At 50.6% G+C, this 20881-nt stretch carries 14 protein-coding genes; 12 read left to right on the top strand and 2 right to left on the bottom strand.

Annotated elements, in window-relative coordinates:
• Positions 1–330 precede the first annotated feature (330 nt).
• Both HMPREF9447_RS27010 and HMPREF9447_RS27005 read left to right on the top strand, forming a co-directional pair.
• Positions 331–1566, top strand: a complete 1236-nt coding sequence (locus HMPREF9447_RS27010; RefSeq protein ID WP_004348478.1) for a site-specific integrase — start codon at positions 331–333, stop codon at positions 1564–1566.
• Positions 1567–1578: 12 nt separating this feature from the next.
• A complete protein-coding gene (locus tag HMPREF9447_RS27005) occupies positions 1579–1941 on the top strand; it encodes a hypothetical protein (protein WP_004348477.1) in 363 nt (120 codons plus the stop codon).
• An 80-nt stretch (positions 1942–2021) separates the two neighbouring features.
• On the opposite strand, the gene HMPREF9447_RS27000 is transcribed toward HMPREF9447_RS27005, so the two are convergent.
• Together HMPREF9447_RS27000 and HMPREF9447_RS26995 are read right to left on the bottom strand one after the other, a co-directional pair.
• Complete coding sequence (locus HMPREF9447_RS27000; RefSeq protein WP_004348476.1) at positions 2022–2327, bottom strand: helix-turn-helix domain-containing protein; 306 nt, start codon at positions 2325–2327, stop codon at positions 2022–2024.
• A gap of 31 nt (positions 2328–2358) precedes the next feature.
• A complete protein-coding gene (locus tag HMPREF9447_RS26995) occupies positions 2359–2658 on the bottom strand; it encodes a helix-turn-helix domain-containing protein (RefSeq protein WP_004348475.1) in 300 nt (99 codons plus the stop codon).
• Positions 2659–2860: 202 nt separating this feature from the next.
• Here HMPREF9447_RS26995 and HMPREF9447_RS26990 point away from each other — a divergent pair, with 202 nt between their 5' ends.
• The 10 genes from HMPREF9447_RS26990 (at position 2861) to HMPREF9447_RS26945 (ending at position 20644) form a co-directional block, all read left to right on the top strand.
• Positions 2861–3217 (top strand): helix-turn-helix domain-containing protein, encoded by a 357-nt coding sequence (locus tag HMPREF9447_RS26990; protein WP_002561004.1) that lies wholly within the window; start codon positions 2861–2863, stop codon positions 3215–3217.
• A 3-nt stretch (positions 3218–3220) separates the two neighbouring features.
• Positions 3221–3571 (top strand): helix-turn-helix domain-containing protein, encoded by a 351-nt coding sequence (locus HMPREF9447_RS26985; protein ID WP_004291454.1) that lies wholly within the window; start codon positions 3221–3223, stop codon positions 3569–3571.
• A gap of 20 nt (positions 3572–3591) precedes the next feature.
• The gene (locus HMPREF9447_RS26980) at positions 3592–5160 is read left to right on the top strand and encodes a DUF3945 domain-containing protein (protein WP_004348473.1); all 1569 of its coding nucleotides are present in this window, start codon (positions 3592–3594) and stop codon (positions 5158–5160) included.
• Positions 5161–5221: 61 nt separating this feature from the next.
• Positions 5222–7309, top strand: coding sequence for a type IA DNA topoisomerase (locus tag HMPREF9447_RS26975; protein WP_005790822.1), 2088 nt, complete (start codon positions 5222–5224; stop codon positions 7307–7309).
• A gap of 27 nt (positions 7310–7336) precedes the next feature.
• On the top strand, positions 7337–7924 hold the full coding sequence (locus HMPREF9447_RS26970; protein WP_004291461.1) for a DUF1896 domain-containing protein: 588 nt from the start codon (positions 7337–7339) through the stop codon (positions 7922–7924).
• Positions 7914–13727, top strand: a complete 5814-nt coding sequence (locus HMPREF9447_RS26965; RefSeq protein ID WP_005790817.1) for an N-6 DNA methylase — start codon at positions 7914–7916, stop codon at positions 13725–13727. The genes HMPREF9447_RS26970 and HMPREF9447_RS26965 overlap by 11 nt, the downstream gene beginning before the upstream one ends.
• Positions 13728–14383: 656 nt before the next feature.
• Positions 14384–16309, top strand: coding sequence for a tetracycline resistance ribosomal protection protein Tet(Q) (gene tet(Q) / locus HMPREF9447_RS26960; RefSeq protein ID WP_009127153.1), 1926 nt, complete (start codon positions 14384–14386; stop codon positions 16307–16309).
• Positions 16309–18627, top strand: a complete 2319-nt coding sequence (locus HMPREF9447_RS26955) for a hybrid sensor histidine kinase/response regulator (RefSeq protein ID WP_004348456.1) — start codon at positions 16309–16311, stop codon at positions 18625–18627. The genes tet(Q) and HMPREF9447_RS26955 overlap by 1 nt, the downstream gene beginning before the upstream one ends.
• Positions 18620–19942, top strand: a complete 1323-nt coding sequence (locus HMPREF9447_RS26950; RefSeq protein WP_004293870.1) for a sigma-54-dependent transcriptional regulator — start codon at positions 18620–18622, stop codon at positions 19940–19942. Before HMPREF9447_RS26955 ends, HMPREF9447_RS26950 begins: the two co-directional genes overlap by 8 nt.
• Before the next feature lie 279 nt (positions 19943–20221).
• The gene (locus tag HMPREF9447_RS26945) at positions 20222–20644 is read left to right on the top strand and encodes a dihydrofolate reductase family protein (RefSeq protein ID WP_004293871.1); all 423 of its coding nucleotides are present in this window, start codon (positions 20222–20224) and stop codon (positions 20642–20644) included.
• The last annotated feature ends 237 nt before the right edge of the window (positions 20645–20881 follow it).

The raw sequence follows: 20881 nt of genomic DNA, 5'->3' as shown, positions 1-20881 counted from the left end.
TACAAAGTTACTACAAAAAAGTGAAATGCGGAAAGTTATAGTGATAGAATTGAGTTACAAGGGTTTTAGTTGAAGTGGCGATAATTCGTGAAGCCATTACAATCCCTGCCGAAGCCAAATCCTGACGCCGCAACGTTACTTGTTCGTAACCATGCCCGAAAATGCGACAAACGGGTACGGATAGCGAAACAATACGTTAAGGAATAGTGAGTTACCGATAACTCACGCAAAAATTTCGGTTACGGAAAAAGATTGCTCCGTTCCTCCCCGTTTTGCGTACCGACACCGGACTCTTCACCAACTAATTTTGAAACCAAAAAATTAAGGACGATGAAGAGTACATTTTCAGTAATCTATTACCTCAAGCGTCAGGTAGTGAAAAAGGACGGGACAGTACCCGTCATGGGACGCATCACGGTGGACGGCAGCCAGACGCAGTTCAGCTGCAAGCTGACAGTCGATCCGAAACTGTGGGACACCAAAGGTGGACGTGTCACAGGCAGAAGCGCGGCGGCACTCGAAACGAACCGTATGCTTGACAAGATGCGGGTGCGCATCAATAGGCACTATCAGGAAATCATGGAACGTGACAACTTCGTCACGGCTGAGAAGGTGAAGAACGCTTTTCTCGGACTGGAACACCGCTACCACACGCTGATGCAGGTGTACCGTCGTCACAATGAGGACTATGAGAAACAGGTGGAAGCAGGCATGAAAGCAAAAGGTACACTGGAAAAGTACCGTATCGTTTACAAGCACCTGCAAGAGTTCCTCGACATCCGCTACCATGTGAAGGACATCGCACTGAAAGAGCTTACCCCCGCTTTCATCTCCGACTTCGAGATGTTCCTGCGCACGGACAAACACTGCTGCACCAATACCGTGTGGCTGTACGTCTGCCCGCTACGGACGATGGTGTTCATCGCCATCAACAACGAGTGGCTGACACGCGACCCGTTCCGCGAGTATGAAATCAAGAAGGAGGAAACAACACGCAGTTTTCTGACCAAAGAGGAAATACGCCTGCTGATGGACGGGAAACTGAAAAACGCCAAACAGGAACTGTACCGTGACCTCTACCTGTTCTGCGCTTTCACCGGGTTGTCGTTCTCGGATATGCGCAACCTCACGGAAGAGAATATCCGCACCTACTTCGACGAACACGAGTGGATAAACATCAACCGCCAGAAAACGGGCGTGGTGTCCAACATCCGCCTGCTTGACATCGCCAACCGCATAATCGGCAAATACCGTGGGCTGTGCGAGAACGGCAAGATATTCCCCGTCCCGCATTATAACACGTGCCTTGCCGGTATCCGTGCCGTCGCCAAGCGTTGCGGCATCACCAAGCATATCACGTGGCATCAGAGCCGCCACACGGCAGCCACGACGGTATTTCTCTCTAATGGCGTACCTATCGAAACCGTCAGCTCCATGCTCGGACACAAGAGCATAAAGACGACGCAGATTTACGCGAAGATAACCAAAGAAAAACTCAATCAGGACATGAAGAACCTTGCCGCAAGGTTGAACAGTGTTGAGGAATTTGCAGGTTGCACCATCTAAAAAAGAGAAGCCATGAAACGTGACATAATCATCATAGAGGACAAGGCGGTCAGCGTAACCGGTAACGACGTGTGGATGACCGCCACCGAAATCGCCGGACTGTTCCATACGACCGTCCCGGCAGTGAACGCCGCCATCAAAGCCATCCGCAAGTCGGACGTGCTTAACGACTACGAGGTGTGCCGCTACATGCAACTTGAAAACGGACTGTACGCAGATGTGTACGCGCTTGAAATCATCATCCCCGTCGCCTTCCGGCTGAACACCTACAACACCCACCTGTTCCGCACATGGCTGGTGGGAAAAGCTCTCGCCAAAGAGAAACGGCAGGCATACGTGATGTTCATACAGAACGGAAAAGCCGGGTACTGCTGATTGCGCATACCACATAAGACAAGGAAACGGGCAGCACCACAAAAAGTGTCGCCCGTTTCCTTTTTTCTTGCCAACCGCGCTCACTCCAGCGGCTTGCGGTAATTTGCTTCCAGCACTTCACGCAGCCCCGTTTCCGGGTAAAGCACCTTCCCTCCCAAAAGTATGAAGGGCAACACGCGGTTGTTGCGGTATTCCTGCAATGTGCGTCGGCTTACGCGGAGCAGTTCCGCCACCTCGCCGTCCGTCAGGTAACGTTCCCCGTCCAGCAGAGGACGGTAACTTTCCAGAAAGGCGGACAGCCATTTCGAGCCTTTGCGCATATCCTGCACCACAGAGGCTATCGGCTCGTCTTCCATCGTAAAAACATCGTTGTTCTCGTTCATCATAACTTCGGATTCAGTGGGTGAATAAATCAAATCATCTGCCGTGCGGATAGAGCGTGCCGATAAGCGGTATCAGCCGCTTCACCTCCTCCGGCTTGTAATAAAACCTGCGGTTTATCTGCGAGTAGCCGATAAGCCGCCTGTCGCGCAGCGTCTGCAACGTGCGCGAACTTATTCTCAACTGCCTACAGACTTCCTCGCCCGTGAGCCATCTTTCCATGCGCCTCGTGTCGCTTTTGCGCCTCAGGGCGGCGACCTTCTCCGAGAGTGCGCCGAATGCCGCCACCATCATCTCGAAAGTCTTTTTCTCGATAGATACTATTTCCATATTCATGCAATTATCGGTTTGCCCGCAAAGGTAACGGTACGGTCCTGAACACGTGCCGTTTTCCGCTGAAAGGCTGCCTGTTGCGCCGTTTGACCGGGTTACGGAGCCATCTTCCGTAAAAATCTTACGTGAGTCACGTAGTGAGTTGTTAAAGCCCCTTTTGTTTATTGCCGATTTTTGCTGCAGAAACAAAAAGAAAGGACTGAATATGAAAGTGATAACGATGGAAAGTTCCGCCTTCCGGTCATTGACGGAACAGATAGCGGAGATTGCGGCACACGTCCGTGCCGCCTCCGGCGACAAGAAAGCGGCATCGCCCGACAGGTTGCTCACCACACGCGAGGCGGCGCACCTGCTTAACGTGAGTACCCGCACCCTCCAGCGTATGCGCAGCGAGCAACGCATCGGTTATGTCGTGCTTCGCGGTAAATGCCGCTACCGGCAGTCGGAAATAGACCGCCTGCTTGAAGCGTGTGCCGTCAACGAGGACGCGGCGACACCGCAGGAATTGAAACGCAACCACACGCTGCGCACTGGCGGCAAACCAAAAGGAAGGAGGACATAGGTCATGGAACTGCTCACACGAAACAACTTCGAGGGCTGGATGCAGAAGCTGATGGAACGGCTCGACCGTCAGGACGAACTGCTGCTGGCGATGAAGGCTGAGGGGAAACAGCCTACTATCACGGAAAGCATCCGCCTTTTCGACAATCAGGATTTGTGCATGCTGCTCCAGATAAGCAAGCGCACACTGCAACGCTACCGCAGTGTCGGCGCATTGCCCTACAAGACACTGGGCAAGAAAACCTATTACAGCGAGGAGGATGTGCTGACATTCCTTTCCAACCATATCAAGGACTTCAAAAAAGAAGATATAGCCTTCTACAAGGCTCGTATCCATAATTTCTTTCATAAATAACCCATTAAAACATTTTTCAAATGGCAAAGAAAAAAGACGAAAAGGACGTGCTGGTAGTCCGTGATGAGAAGACGGGCGAGATCAGCGTGGTAGCCGGGCTGAATGCAGACGGCACACCCAAGCGTACCCCTGCGAAAGCTGAGAACGCGCAGAGTTTCCTGCAATTCGACCGACAAGGCGACGTGCTGGACAACTTCTTCAAGAACTTCTTCCGGCAGTGCAAGGAACCCAGCCGCTTCGGTTTCTACCGCATCGCGGCAGACCAAGTGGATTCCATGCTTGGCGTGATGAAAGACCTGCTTCAGCATCCGTACCAGAACAAACAAATCCTTGCACCGCACAAAATCGACACCTTCCCTTATCAACAGCAGGTGCAGGAAGAGATGGCGGCACAAAAGACAGAGAAACAAGAACCTCAAAAACAGGAAAACATGGAACAACAGAAAGAACAGCAGGAAAGCCCGCAACAGACGCAGGGCAGACAGGGCTACCAACCCATCAACGAGAGCAAAATCAACTGGCAGGAGCTGGAGGACAGATGGGGCGTGAAGCGTGACGACCTTGAAAAGTCCGGAGACCTTACGAAGATGCTCCACTACGGCAAGTCCGACTTGGTAAAGGTCAAGCCCACCTTCGGCGGCGAATCATTCGAGCTGGACGCCCGCCTCTCCTTCAAGAAGGACGGTGAGGGAAATGTCAGCCTCGTGCCGCACTTCATCCGCAAGGAGCAGAAGTTAGATGAGTACAAGGAACACAAATTCTCCGACGATGACCGGAAGAACCTGCGCGAAACGGGCAACCTCGGCAGGGTCGTGGACATTGAGGACAGGGAAACGGGCGAAATCATCCCCTCCTACATCAGCATCGACCGCAAGACGAATGAAATCACGGACATTCCGGCAAACAAGGTGCGCATCCCGGAGCGCATCGGCAAGACGGAAATCACCAAACAGGAGCAGGACATGCTCCGCGCCGGACTGCCCGTGCGCGACAAGCTCATCGAGCGCAACGACGGCAGGAAGTTCGTCACCACCCTTCAAGTGAACGTGGAGCAGCGCGGCGTGGAGTTCGTGCCGGGAACCGGAAGGTCGCCCCGTACCGCACAGACGCAGGAAGCCAAAGGTGACACCTCGAAAAGTCAGGCGCAAGGCGGGGAAAATGCCGCACAGACCAAGAAGGAGCAACGCCGCAACACGTGGATGAACGAGGACGGCAGCATCCGCCCCATCAGCAAATGGAGCGGCGTGAACTTCACCGACAAGCAGAAAGCCGACTACGTGGCGGGTAAAGCCGTGAAACTGGAGAACGTGACCGACAAGCAGGGCTTCCATGCCACGATGTATATCAAGTTCAACCCGGAGAAGGGCCGCCCGTACCGCTACGAAACGAACCCCGACAACGCCCAGCAGGTCGCCCCGTCCAACGAGAGCCGCACACAGGTGGCGGTGAACAACGAGGGCAAAACCAACGAGGCGACAAAGAACCTGAAAGAGCCTTTGCAGAAAGGTCAGACCGCCCCGAAGGACGACCGCCAGCAACAGCAGCAGGAGAAGCCGAAAAAGAAGAACAACAAAGGCATGAAAATGTAATCCCGTGTCCGCCACTGAATCCAAAATAAAATCCAAAGTATCAACAAAAAAGCAAGAAAACATGAAGACAATCATTGCAGAAAAGCCCTCCGTGGCACGTGAAATCGCCCGCATCGTGGGCGCGACAAAGAGAGAGGAAGGATATTTCGAGGGAGGCGGCTATGCCGTGACATGGGCATTCGGACACCTCGTTCAGCTTGCCATGCCCGACGGCTACGGCGTGCGCGGATTTGTCCGTGACAACCTCCCGATTATTCCCGACACATTCACGCTCGTCCCCCGTCAGGTCAGGACGGAGAAAGGTTACAAGCCCGACAGCGGCGTGGTGTCGCAGATAAAAGTCATCAAAAGACTGTTCGACACAAGCGAACATATCATCGTGGCGACCGATGCCGGACGCGAGGGAGAGCTTATCTTCCGCTACCTCTACCACTATACGGGTTGCACCACTCCTTTCGTGCGCCTGTGGATCAGCTCTCTCACCGACAAAGCTATCCGTGAGGGACTGCGGAAACTCGAAGACGGCAGCAAATACGACAACCTCTACCTCGCCGCCAAAGCGCGGAGCGAATCCGACTGGCTCGTGGGCATCAACGGCACACAGGCGTTATCCATCGCCGCCGGACACGGCACGTATTCCGTGGGGCGGGTGCAGACACCAACGTTGGCTATGGTATGTGAACGCTACTGGGAGAACCGCCGCTTTACGTCCGAAGCATTCTGGCTGCTCCATATCGCAACGGACGGTTGCGACGGCGAAGTCGTGAAATTCTCATCCTCCGAGAAATGGAAAGAGAAAGAACCGGCGATGGAACTATATAATAAGGTAAAGGCGGCAGGTTGCGCCACTGTCACGAAAGCCGAGCGCAAGGAGAAGACGGAGGAAACTCCCTTGCTCTACGACCTGACCACGCTCCAGAAAGAAGCCAACGCCAAGCACGGCTTCACGGCGGAACAGACGCTTGAAATCGCGCAGAAACTCTACGAAAAGAAGTTGATAACCTATCCGAGAACGGGAAGCCGCTACATCCCCGAAGACGTGTTTGCCGAAATTCCCAAACTGCTCGCTTTCATCGGCACACAGCCCGAATGGAAAGACAAGGTGCGGGCAAAAGCCGCCCCGACACGCCGCAGCGTGGACGACGGCAAGGTGACAGACCACCATGCCCTGCTCGTCACGGGTGAGAAACCGCTCTTCCTCTCCAAAGAGGACAATACCATCTATCAGATGATTGCCGGGCGCATGGTCGAGGCATTCTCTGAGAAATGCGTCAAGGATGTGACCACTGTCACGGCGGAATGTGCCGGAGTGGAGTTTACCGTAAAAGGCAGCGTCGTGAAGCAAACCGGATGGCGTGCCGTCTATGGCGAGGAAAAAGAGGAAATTACCATCCCCGGCTGGCAGGAAGGCGACACGCTGACACCGAAAGGCTCGTCCATTACCGAAGGAAAGACCAAACCCAAGCCGCTGCATACCGAAGCCACCCTGCTCTCGGCAATGGAAACGGCGGGCAAGGAAATTGAGGACGACGCACTGCGGCAGGCGATGAAGGACTGTGGCATCGGTACTCCCGCCACACGCGCCTCCATCATCGAAACGCTTTTCAAGCGCGGTTACATGGAACGCTGCAAGAAGTCGCTTGTTCCCACCGAAAAAGGACTTGCCCTCAATTCCGTCGTCAAGACGATGCGCATCGCCGATGTTGCCATGACGGGCGAATGGGAAAAGGAGCTGGCGCGTATCGAGCGCGGGGAACTGTCCGCCGACACCTTCCGCAAGGAGATAGAGGCGTACACACGTGAGATAACCTCCGAACTGCTCTCGTGCGACAAGCTCTTCGGCAGCCGTGACTCCGGCTGCGCGTGTCCCAAGTGTGGCACGGGCAGGATGCGGTTCTACGGCAAGGTGGTACGCTGCGACAACACGGAGTGCGGACTGCCCGTGTTCCGGCTGAAAGCGGGACGCACCCTGTCCGACGATGAAATCAAAGACCTGCTCACCGAAGGGCATACCAAGCTGCTCAAAGGGTTCAAGAGCAAACAGGGCAAGAGTTTCGATGCTGTTGTCGCCTTTGACGGGGAATATAACACGACTTTTGTGTTCCCGGAGGCTAAAAAGGGCAAGAAATTTTCAGGACGGAAGAAATAGTATTAACTTTGCCACTTGTTCAGAGTAATGAATTGTTCTTCGATACCGGATTACACTCATACTTTGGATTTAGTGGTGGCACTCGGAGGGATACCGAGTGCCTTTTTCTTCCTTTTTCCAACCGATTATCCCGTTAATTATCAATCCGCTAAATCCAAAGTAATGAACAACAAGAAGAAAAACGAGGGTCAGACCGACTTTTCCTATTACGGTCTGTACCTGCTGGACTATCTCCGCACGAACAAGTTTGAACAGGCTGACGACACCGCTTTCATACGGGAACGGGCCGACCGTGCCGCCGAAACGTATGAGAGGGCACGGCTTGAAGGCTATCCCGCCGATGGTGCGCAGGAACTGGCGATGGACACGCTGCTGCGCGGGCTGCATTATTCCCGTTACGCCATCCTCCGCGAAGTCGTGGAAAACGAGTTTGCCGATGAAGTGCCGGAAGAGAAGCGTGAAGCCTTTGTCCTGAAACTGCTGCCGCTTGTCGGCAACGTGTTCTCCGTCTATGACCTCTCGGATGACAATTTCGCCCTGTCTTCCGATTACGACCTGCTCTACACGGAGCTGACGGGAGCAACCGTCCTTTACTTAGACGAATATGGCGTTTAACCGCAAACAGAAACTGCGGGACAACATCGAGGCGATACGGACGGCATTCATCCTTGACAGGGAAAACAGGACAGCGACAACCGAAGAGCGTGCCATACTTCAAAGGTACTGCGGTTTCGGCGGTCTGAAATGTATCCTCAACCCTGCAAAGGAACTGACGGATGCCGTCCGGTGGGCGAAATCCGACCTCGAACTGTTCGCCCCGACGGTGGAGCTGCACAGGCTTATCCGTGAGAACAGCAAGGACGAAACAGAGTACAAGCGGTTTGTGGATTCGCTGAAAGCGTCCGTGCTGACCGCTTTCTACACCCCCAAAGAGATAACCGACACCATCGCGGACGTGCTGGCAGATTACAGCGTCCGCCCCGCCCGTATGCTCGAACCGTCGGCAGGTGTCGGCGTGTTCGTGGATTCCATGCTACGGCACAGCCCCAATGCGGATGTGATGGCTTTCGAGAAGGATCTGCTCACGGGTACAATCTTGAGGCATCTCTATCCCGACCAGAAAATGCGCACCTGCGGTTTTGAGAAAATCGAAAGACCGTTCAACAATTATTTCGACTTGGCGGTGTCCAACATTCCGTTCGGTGACATTGCCGTGTTCGACGCGGAGTTTCAGCGGAGCGACTCTTTCGGCAGACGCTCCGCCCAGAAAACCATCCACAACTATTTCTTTCTCAAAGGACTGGATGCCGTGCGTGACGGCGGTATCGTGGCGTTCATCACCTCGCAAGGGGTATTGAATAGCACCAAGACCTCCGTGCGTAACGAGCTGTTCAGTCAGGCCAATCTGGTATCCGCGATACGCCTGCCCAACAACCTGTTCACGGACAACGCGGGGACGGAGGTGGGCAGCGACCTGATTGTCCTGCAAAAGAACCTCAGCAAGAAGGAAATGTCGCAGGACGAGCGGCTGATGACCGTGATACAGACGGACACGAAAACCGACCTGACCGACAACGCCTATTTCATCCACCACCCGGAACGCATCGTGCATACGACGTCGAAACTTGACACTGACCCCTACGGGAAGCCCGCTATGGTTTATCTGCACGAGGGCAAGACCGCAGGTATCGCCGGGGACTTGCGCCGGATGCTCAACGAGGATTTCCATTACAGGCTCGCCATGCGTCTGTATTCGGGAACAATCTGGCAGTCGGGAACGGAAGAAAAGGTTACCGTTCAAAAGGAGGCGGAGCGTCCTGCTATAAAATTGGAAACGGTATCTTCGGCGCAGACGGTGGAAACTCCGACGGAAAAACCGCAACCCGTTGAGGAAAAACCGGAGATAGAGCCACGTCCGAAATATTCTGACGGGGTGCAGCTCTCCTTGCTCAACCTCTGGGGGATGACGGAAGAGGTCAGCCAACCGAAAACCTCCAAAAAGAAAAAGACGGTGAAAAAGGCAGTTACGGCAAAGTCCACTCCGCCCAAACCGAAAGTCACGGTTACACCGACAGCTCCAACTGCAAAACCCGCTATGGAGAATAAGGAGGTGAAAGCGGAGAACACCGCCAAGCCTGCCGACCCGGACGACATCTATGCAAAGCTGGACTGGGAAACCAATCCTCCCATCAACGGCTTCTACGAGATGATGATGGAACTCACGCCGGAGCGCAGGAAGGAACTTCGGGAGCTGGCAAGGCAGCATAATGAAAAACATGAAAACAGAACGGTTGCGACGATCACGCCGGAAGTACCACGTGAACAACCCCGGCAGGAGGAAACACAGCCGGAAGCAGTCGCCGCACCTGCTGTTACCGATGCTCCACCGGAAACGGTGGCTACTTCCCTTTTTCCCGACATCGAACCGGAAAAGCCGAAGGAGGAAGTCGCGGACCTTACGCCGCGTGCCTACCATCGCACGCCGGAGATGCACCTGCGCGAAGGCTCGCTGGTGGCTGACCGGGGGCGTCATAACATCGGCTATCTGAAGGACATCACGCCATACGGGGCTACATTCCAGCCGCTCGACCTGAAAGGATACCAGAAGGAAAAGGCGTTGTTGTATGTGTCGCTGCGTGACGCCTACGAGCGTCTGTACCGTTATGAATCGCTCCGGCGCGAGGCAAATGTTCCGTGGCGAGAGCATCTGAATACCTGTTACGATGAGTTTGTCATGCGCTACGGCAACCTCAACGCCAAGCAGAACGTGAAGTTAGTGATGATGGACGCGGGCGGGCGTGACATCCTTTCGCTGGAACGGGTGGAGAACGGAAAGTTCGTCAAGGCGGACATCTTCGAGCATCCCGTTTCCTTCTCCGTGGAGAGCCATGCCAACGTAGGCTCTCCCGAAGAAGCCCTGTCCGCGTCGCTCAACAAATATGGCACGGTCAATCTCGACTATATGCGGGAGATAACCGACAGCACGGCGGAGGAGTTGCTCACAGCCCTGCAAGGACGCATCTATTACAATCCGCTCGTGACCGGTTACGAAATCAAAGACCGCTTCATAGCCGGGAACGTGATAGAGAAGGCGGAACGCATAGAGGCTTGGATGGGCGAAAACCCCGAAAGTGAGCGTATGCCGGAAGTGAAACAGGCGTTGGAGGCTCTGAAAGATGCCGAACCGCCGCGTATCGCCTTCGAGGATCTGGACTTCAATTTCGGGGAACGCTGGATTCCGACGGGTGTCTATGCCGCCTACATGAGCCGGCTGTTCGACACGGAGGTGAAAATCGCCTATTCCGCAAGCATGGACGAGTTTTCGGTTGCGTGCGGCTACCGCACCATGAAAATCACGGACGAGTTTCTGGTAAAGGGGTATTACCGGAACTATGACGGTATGCACCTCTTGAAACACGCCCTGCACAACACCTGCCCCGACATGATGAAGTCCATCGGCAAGGACGAGCATGGCAACGACATCAAGGTGCGCGACAGCGAGGGCATACAGCTCGCCAACGCCAAGATTGATGAAATCCGCAACGGTTTCTCCGAATGGCTCGAAGAACAGTCGCCGCAGTTCAAGGAACGGCTGACGACAATGTATAACCGCAAGTTCAACTGTTTCGTGCGCCCGAAGTATGACGGCTCGCACCAGACCTTCCCCGACCTCAATCTGAAAGGCTTGGCAAGCCGGGGTATCAAGAGCGTCTATCCCTCGCAGATGGATTGCGTCTGGATGCTGAAACAGAACGGCGGCGGAATTTGCGACCACGAGGTGGGAACCGGCAAGACGCTGATAATGTGCATCGCCGCGCATGAGATGAAGCGTCTGAAATTGGCACATAAGCCGATGATTATCGGGCTGAAAGCCAACGTTGCGGAGATTGCCGCCACCTATCAGGCGGCATATCCCAACGCACGTATTCTGTACGCTTCGGAGAAGGACTTTTCGACCGCCAACCGTGTGCGCTTCTTCAATAATATAAAGAACAACGACTACGATTGTGTCATCATGTCGCACGACCAGTTCGGCAAGATACCGCAGTCGCCGGAGTTGCAGCAGCGCATCCTGCAAGCGGAGCTTGACACGGTGGAGGAAAACCTCGAAGTGCTGCGGCAGCAGGGAAAGAACGTGTCGCGGGCTATGCTGAAAGGTCTGGAGAAGCGCAAACACAACCTTGAAGCGAAGCTGGAGAAGGTGGAACATGCCATAAAGTCACGCACGGACGACGTGGTGGATTTCAAGCAGATGGGCATCGACCACATCTTCATAGATGAGAGCCACCAGTTCAAAAATCTGACGTTCAACACGCGCCATGACCGTGTGGCGGGACTGGGCAACAGCGAGGGAAGCCAGAAGGCACTGAACATGCTCTTTGCCATACGCACCATACAGGAGCGCACGGGCAGAGACTTGGGAGCGACCTTCCTTTCGGGTACTACCATCAGCAACTCGCTGACGGAGTTGTATCTGCTGTTCAAGTATTTGCGTCCGAAGGAGCTGGAACGGCAGGACATCCGATGTTTCGACGCTTGGGCGGCGATATTCGCCAAGAAGACGACGGATTTTGAATTTAACGTGACGAACAACGTGGTTCAAAAGGAGCGTTTCCGCTACTTCATCAAGGTGCCGGAACTTGCCGCCTTCTATAATGAAATCACGGACTACCGCACGGCAGAGGACGTGGGCGTAGATCGTCCCAACAAGAATGAGATACTGCACCACATACCGCCCACGCCGGAGCAGGAGGACTTCATACAGAAGCTGATGCAGTTCGCCAAGACTGGCGATGCCACACTTCTGGGCAGGCTGCCGCTTTCGGAAACGGAGGAAAAGGCGAAGATGCTTATCGCCACCGACTACGCCCGCAAGATGGCACTCGACATGCGCATGATAGACCCGCATTATGAAGACCACCCCGATAACAAGGCGAGCCACTGTGCCAAGATGATCGCGGAGTATTACCAAAAATACGACGCGCAGAAAGGCACGCAGTTCGTTTTCTCGGACTTGGGGACATATCAGCCGGGCGACGGGTGGAACGTCTATTCGGAAATCAAGCGCAAGCTGACGGAGGATTACGGCATACCGCCAAGCGAGGTGCGCTTCATTCAGGAGTGCAAGACCGACAAGGCTCGGAAGGCGGTGATAGACGCCATGAATGCCGGAACGGTGCGTGTTCTGTTCGGCTCCACCTCCATGCTCGGAACGGGTGTGAACGCACAGAAAAGGTGTGTGGCAATTCATCATCTCGATACGCCGTGGCGACCGTCCGACCTGCAACAGCGTGACGGACGCGGAGTTAGAGCCGGAAACGAAATTGCCAAGCATTTCGCCGGGAACAACGTGGACGTAATCATCTACGCGGTGGAGAAGTCACTGGACAGCTACAAGTTCAACCTCCTGCACTGCAAGCAGACTTTCATCAGCCAGCTCAAAAGCGGTGCTATGGGGGCGCGTACCATCGACGAGGGGGCAGTGGACGAGAAATCGGGCATGAACTTTTCGGAATATATGGCGTTGCTATCCGGCAACACCGACCTGCTGGACAAGGCGAAACTTGAAAAGCGCATCGCCTCGCTCGAAGGGGAACGCAAGTCGTTTAACAAGGGCAAGCGTGATTCGGAGTTCAAGTTAGAGTCGAAGACGGGCGAGTTGCGTAACAACACGGCTTTCATAGATGCCATGACGGAGGACTGGAACCGCTTCCTTTCGGTGGCGCAGACCGACAGGGAGGGCAACCGCCTTAATATAATAAAGGTGGACGGTGTGGATTCCGCCGATGAGAAGGTTATCGGAAAGCGTTTGCAGGAGATAGCGAAAAACGCCACTACGGGCGGGCTTTACACACAGGTCGGAGAACTGTACGGTTTTCCGATAAAGGTGGTGAGCGAGAGGATACTCAAAGAGGGATTGGAGTTTACCGACAACCGCTTCGTGGTAGAGGGGAACTACAAGTACACCTATAACAACGGACATCTGGCAATGGCTGATCCGATGGCTGCCGCCCGAAACTTCCTGAACGCGATGGAGAGGATACCCTCCATTATCGACCAGTACAAGGCGAAGAACGAGGTGCTGGAGAGGGAGATACCGCAGTTGCAGGAGATAGCGGGCAAGGTGTGGAAGAAGGAGGACGAGCTGAAGCAGCTGAAATCCGAACTTGCCGCCCTTGACCGAAAAATACAGCTGGAACTTGCGCCGCCCACGCCCGAAGTCGCCGAAAAGGAGAAAGAAGGGCAACAGGTCAAGCCGGAAGCGGAAGATGTGAGGAACAGGCAGGCGCAATATCCCGAAAATGCACCGCCGCAGATACGCAGTCCGGCGGATAGTATCGTTGCCAACCATGTCATAATCGGGCGTCCGGGACTGTATGCCAAGGAGGAAACCCGGTTCAAAGGATTGAAAATATAACCTTAGGAATTTTATCTGAAGTATTAATAAGGGCTATCCCAAAAGGTCTAAAAGTAAATTTTATCCTTTCTGCAAGTATCTGTAGGATGGCAACTGCATTTTTTTCTTTTTGGGCAGCCCTTATTAAAATTTATTCTTATTTTAGGTTATATACATTCATGTCCATTTATGTAAAAAATCCTGCTGACCTTGTTTATGTCTTGTCAGTCACCATTTGCAAAACCATATTTGACCCTCAAAGAGGCTGAATTTGATAAGCAACTTGCTACATACTCATAATAAGGAGCTAAATAGAACACGAATGGGAAATACTCAAATGCCAAACTAAAGAAGATATTGGCCAAAATAAACGCTATACCGAGAGAGAAACTTGATTTTTCAACTTCCTAAAACAGTGTTGTTCAAACATTTCTACTTATTTGTACTTACCAGTTGAACCTACGTTTCCCTAATAAAATGTCTATGGTAAAAAGTTAAAAAATCCTCCTACTTTTGTTAGATATATTTTTTTGTGTAATTTTGTAATCGTTATGCGGCAGTAATAATATACATATTAATACGAGTTAGGAATCCTGTAGTTCTCATATGCTACGAGGAGGTATTAAAAGGTGCGTTTCGACAATGCATCTATTGTAGTATATTATTGCTTAATCCAAATGAATATTATAAATTTAGGAATTCTTGCTCACATTGATGCAGGAAAAACTTCCGTAACCGAGAATCTGCTGTTTGCCAGTGGAGCAACGGAAAAGTGCGGCTGTGTGGATAATGGTGACACCATAACGGACTCTATGGATATAGAGAAACGTAGAGGAATTACTGTTCGGGCTTCTACGACATCTATTATCTGGAATGGTGTGAAATGCAATATCATTGACACTCCGGGACACATGGATTTTATTGCGGAAGTGGAGCGGACATTCAAAATGCTTGATGGAGCAGTCCTCATCTTATCCGCAAAGGAAGGCATACAAGCGCAGACAAAGTTGCTGTTCAATACTTTACAGAAGCTGCAAATCCCGACAATTATATTTATCAATAAGATTGACCGAGCCGGTGTGAATTTGGAGCGTTTGTATCTGGATATAAAAGCAAATCTGTCTCAAGATGTCCTGTTTATGCAAAATGTTGTCGATGGATCGGTTTATCCGGTTTGCTCCCAAACATATATAAAGGAAGAATACAAAGAATTTGTATGCAACCATGACGACAATATATTAGAACGATATTTGGCGGATAGCGAAATTTCACCGGCTGATTATTGGAATACGATAATCGCTCTTGTGGCAAAAGCCAAAGTCTATCCGGTGCTACATGGATCAGCAATGTTCAATATCGGTATCAATGAGTTGTTGGACGCCATCACTTCTTTTATACTTCCTCCGGCATCGGTCTCAAACAGACTTTCATCTTATCTTTATAAGATAGAGCATGACCCCAAAGGACATAAAAGAAGTTTTCTAAAAATAATTGACGGAAGTCTGAGACTTCGAGACGTTGTAAGAATCAACGATTCGGAAAAATTCATCAAGATTAAAAATCTAAAAACTATCAATCAGGGCAGAGAGATAAATGTTGATGAAGTGGGCGCCAATGATATCGCGATTGTAGAGGATATGGATGATTTTCGAATCGGAAATTATTTAGGTGCTGAACCTTGTTTGATTCAAGGATTATCGCATCAGCATCCCGCTCTCAAATCCTCCGTCCGGCCAGACAGGCTCGAAGAGAGAAGCAAGGTGATATCCGCTCTGAATACATTGTGGATTGAAGACCCGTCTTTGTCCTTTTCCATAAACTCATATAGTGATGAATTGGAAATCTCGTTATATGGTTTAACCCAAAAGGAAATCATACAGACATTGCTGGAAGAACGATTTTCCGTAAAGGTCCATTTTGATGAGATCAAGACTATATACAAAGAACGACCTGTAAAAAAGGTCAATAAGATTATTCAGATCGAAGTGCCGCCCAACCCTTATTGGGCCACAATAGGGCTGACTCTTGAACCCTTACCGTTAGGGACAGGGTTGCAAATCGAAAGTGACATCTCCTATGGTTATCTGAACCATTCTTTTCAAAATGCCGTTTTTGAAGGGATTCGTATGTCTTGCCAATCCGGGTTACATGGATGGGAAGTGACTGATCTGAAAGTAACTTTTACTCAAGCCGAGTATTATAGCCCGGTAAGTACACCTGCTGATTTCAGACAGCTGACCCCTTATGTCTTCAGGCTGGCCTTGCAACAGTCAGGTGTGGACATTCTCGAACCGATGCTCTATTTTGAGTTGCAGATACCCCAAGCGGCAAGTTCCAAAGCTATTACAGATTTGCAAAAAATGATGTCTGAGATTGAAGACATCAGTTGCAATAATGAGTGGTGTCATATTAAAGGGAAAGTTCCATTAAATACAAGTAAAGACTATGCATCAGAAGTAAGTTCATACACTAAGGGCTTAGGCATTTTTATGGTTAAGCCATGCGGGTATCAAATAACAAAAGGCGGTTATTCTGATAATATCCGCATGAACGAAAAAGATAAACTTTTATTCATGTTCCAAAAATCAATGTCATCAAAATAATGGAGCGGTCAGGAAATTTCTATAAGGCAATACAGTTGGGATATATACTTATCTCCATTCTTATCGGATGTATGGCATATAATAGCCTCTATGAATGGCAGGAGATAGAAGCATTAGAACTTGGCAATAAAAAAATAGACGAGCTCCGAAAAGAAATAAACAATATCAATATTCAAATGATAAAATTTTCTCTATTGGGTGAAACAATACTGGAATGGAACGATAAAGATATCGAGCATTACCATGCACGGCGTATGGCAATGGACAGTATGCTTTGCCGTTTCAAGGCCACCTATCCAGCAGAGCGCATCGATAGTGTGCGCAGTCTTTTAGAGGATAAGGAACGACAGATGTTCCAGATAGTCCGGTTAATGGATGAACAACAATCTATTAACAAGAAGATAGCCAATCAAATTCCGGTTATTGTGCAGAAAAGTGTGCAGGAACAGTCCAAAAAGCCAAAACGAAAAGGTTTCTTGAGCATCTTCGGCAAAAAAGAGGGAACGAAGCCAACGACAACAACGACTACGCTCCGTTCATCCAATAGAAACATGGTCAACGAACAGAATGCGCAGAGCCGTCGATTGTCAGAACAAGCCGATAGTCTTGCTGCCCGTAATGCAGAACTTAACAGACAACTGCAAGGATTGATTTGCCAAATCGAAAAGAAGGTGCAATCTGATTTACAAAATAGAGAAAGCGAGATAACAGCCATGCGTAAAAAATCATTTATGCAGATAGGCGGCTTGATGGGATTTGTTCTTTTGCTGTTGGTCATTTCCTATATCATCATACACCGTGATGCAAAGAACATTAAACGATACAAACGCAAGACAACGGATTTGATCGAGCAATTGGAACAGTCCGTGCAACAAAATGAGATACTCATAACCTCCCGAAAGAAAGCGGTATATACTATTACCCATGAGTTGCGTACACCACTGACGGCAATAACCGGCTATACCGAACTTTTGCGGAAAGAATGCAATAGCGGTAATAATGGGCAATATATCCAAAATATACTGCAATCCTCCGACCGTATGCGGGATATGCTCAACACTTTGCTTGACTTCTTCCGCCTGGACAACGGCAAGGAACAGCCCCGTCTGTCACCCTGCCGGATTTCTGCAATCACGCACACACTTGAAACGGAGTTCATGCCTGTTGCCGTGAACAAAGGGTTGTCCTTGTCCGTGAAGACTGGACACGATGCCATTGTATTGACCGACAAAGAGCGAATAATACAAATCGGGAATAACCTGCTGTCAAACGCTGTCAAGTTCACAGAAGAAGGCGGTGTTTCTTTGATTACTGAATATGATAATGGAGTTCTGACACTGGTCATTGAAGATACAGGTACAGGCATGACAGAAGAGGAACAGAAACAAGCGTTCGGTGCGTTTGAACGTCTATCAAATGCCGCTGCAAAGGAGGGTTTCGGGCTTGGGCTTGCCATAATGCGTAATATTGTGTCGATGCTTGGCGGAACAATCCGTTTGGACAGCAAGAAAGGGAAAGGCAGTCGTTTCACAGTTGAAATTTCTATGCAGGAAGCTGAAGAACAGCTTGGATATACAAGCAATACACCTGTTTATCATAACAATAAATTCCATGATGTTGTCGCCATTGACAATGATGAGGTATTACTTCTAATGCTGAAAGAGATGTATTCCCAAGAAGGAATACACTGCGACACTTGCACCGATGCTGCGGCACTGATGGAAATGATACGCCAGAAAGAATACAGCCTGTTGCTGACAGACTTGAATATGCCTGGTATAAACGGTTTCGAATTGCTGGAACTGTTGCGTTCGTCCAACGTGGGCAATTCACCAACAATCCCGGTGGTTGTGGCAACCGCTTCGGGCAGTTGTAACAAAGGGGAACTATTGGCAAAAGGCTTTGCCGGATGCCTGTTCAAGCCGTTCTCCATATCGGAACTGATGGAGGTTTCCGACAGGTGTGCCATAAAAGCGACACCGGACGGGAAACCGGACTTTTCCGCCTTATTGTCCTATGGCAATGAAGCCGTCATGCTGGAAAAGTTGATAACTGAAACAGAAAAGGAAATGCAGGCGGTACGGGATGCAGCAAAAGAAAAAGACCTGCAAAAGCTGGATTCCCTGATCCACCACCTGCGCAGTTCGTGGGAGGTGCTCCGTGCCGACCAACCGCTGAATGTACTTTACGGATTGCTTCGTGGCGATGCTCTCCCGGATGGTGAAGCGTTAAGCCATGCCGTGACTGCTGTGCTGGATAAGGGAGTGGAAATAATACGGTTGGCAGAAGAGGAAAGGAGAAAATACGAAGATGGATAAGACAAAAATAATTGTGGTGGAAGACAACATCGTGTATTGCGAATATGTCTGCAATATGCTGTCACGGGAGGGCTACCGCAATATGAAGGCTTACCACCTCTCAACCGCGAAGAAACATCTGCAACAGGCAACAGATAATGATATCGTGGTTGCCGACCTGCGTCTGCCTGACGGCAGTGGCATAGACCTTTTGTGCTGGATGCGAAAGGAGGGAAAGATGCAGCCCTTCATCATTATGACCGACTACGCCGAAGTTAATACCGCCGTGGAAAGCATGAAACTCGGCTCGATAGACTATATTCCCAAACAGCTTGTGGAGGATAAACTTGTCCCCCTGATCCGTTCCATACTGAAAGAACGTCAGGCAGGACAACGCCGTATGCCTGTATTCGCCCGTGAAGGTTCCGCTTTTCAGAAAATCATGCACCGGATAAGGCTGGTAGCCGCCACCGACATGAGCGTGATGATATTTGGTGAGAACGGCACGGGTAAGGAGCATATTGCCCATCTGTTGCATGACAAGAGCAAACGTGCAGGCAAGCCATTTGTGGCGGTGGACTGCGGTTCACTCTCCAAAGAGCTTGCACCGTCGGCTTTCTTCGGACACGTCAAGGGAGCGTTTACAGGTGCGGACAATGCCAAGAAAGGATATTTCCATGAGGCGGAAGGCGGCACGCTTTTTCTGGACGAGGTAGGAAACCTCGCGTTGGAAACCCAACAGATGTTGCTCCGCGCCATACAGGAGAGGCGGTATCGCCCGGTCGGAGACAAGGCAGACCGGAATTTCAATGTCCGCATCATCGCTGCTACCAATGAAGATTTGGAAGTAGCGGTGAATGAAAAGCGTTTTCGGCAGGATCTTCTGTACCGCCTGCACGACTTCGGGATAACCGTTCCTCCGTTGCGTGACTGTCAGGAAGACATCATGCCGCTGGCAGAGTTCTTCCGTGATATGGCAAACAGAGAGCTGGAGTGTAGCGTGAGCGGGTTCAGTTCCGAAGCACGTAAAGCGTTGCTGACACACGCATGGCCGGGCAACGTGCGGGAACTTCGGCAGAAAGTTATGGGTGCTGTATTGCAGGCGCAGGAAGGTGTTGTCATGAAAGAGCATCTGGAACTTGCCGTGACGAAACCGACCTCTACTGTCAGCTTCGCCTTGCGCAATGACGCGGAGGATAAGGAGCGGATATTGCGTGCGTTGAAACAGGCAAACGGCAACCGGAGTGTCGCCGCAGAACTGCTCGGCATAGGCAGGACAACACTATACAGCAAACTTGAAGAGTATGGACTTAAATATAAATTCAAGCAATCATAGCCCGTAATTCACTGAATTTGGCTATCTTTGCATAACATTTGAGAAAAACGGCGATTGGCAGGAGCTTTTCGCCGCCAACATATAGGATAAGACCGCAAGGCGTTTCAAGCGAAAATCTGGTAAATTGGAACTACGGAGACGATTGCGTGATGCTTATGCTATGCTTACGCATAGCGTGCATTCACGTACTCTCCGTAAAGGCTTTACCAGAGCCATCGCTTGAAGGTAGTGTGAATTGCACGCTACTTTTTTACCCTTGCCTAACGAAAGGAAACGATTATGGGTAAAGTTCAGATTCTCGCCGTACTGACGATGGACGGATGTCTTTCTTCAGAGTTATATGATAAAGCACATCAGGATTTGTGCCTTGACCGTTGCGGTCTTGATGAAATCAGGAAGAAAGCCCTTTACCGTGTGACACCGGACTATTCCATTTCAATGCTGCACGAATGGAGAAAAGACGGCACAAACATCCGTTACCTCGCGGAAGCCACACTGGATACGGCAGATTATATAAACGGACTACTGCGTATGCACGCTGTGGATGAAATCATACTATACACCGTTCCTTTCATATCCGGAAGCGGACGACATTTTTTTAAGTCGGCTCTGCCAGAGCAACACTGGACGCTTTCCTCCTTGAAAAGCTATTCCAACGGTGTATGTCGCATTATCTATATCCTTGATAAAAAAGCAAGATAGCCAAAATGTGCGGCAAGCATACATTTCTATTTTCAGGAATAGAATAAATGTTCTGATTACAAACAATTTAAGTCGGAGATAATTTGTCCTTGTGAAAAAATATTGAATTTTATACCTCTGAAATCCAGTACTTTGTAAAATTGAGTGTTGGATTTTTTATTTTCTGCCGCGTTTTTTGCCAATTATATTCATGTGCGCACGCAGAAAACAAAGTGTAATTTTCAAAATTGACAGAAC

The organism is Bacteroides oleiciplenus YIT 12058, from assembly GCF_000315485.1.
GTDB classification, from domain to species: Bacteria; Bacteroidota; Bacteroidia; order Bacteroidales; family Bacteroidaceae; genus Bacteroides; species Bacteroides oleiciplenus.
The sequence above is the reverse complement of the archived record's forward strand: the minus strand, read 5'-3'. Positions and strand labels throughout refer to the sequence as shown.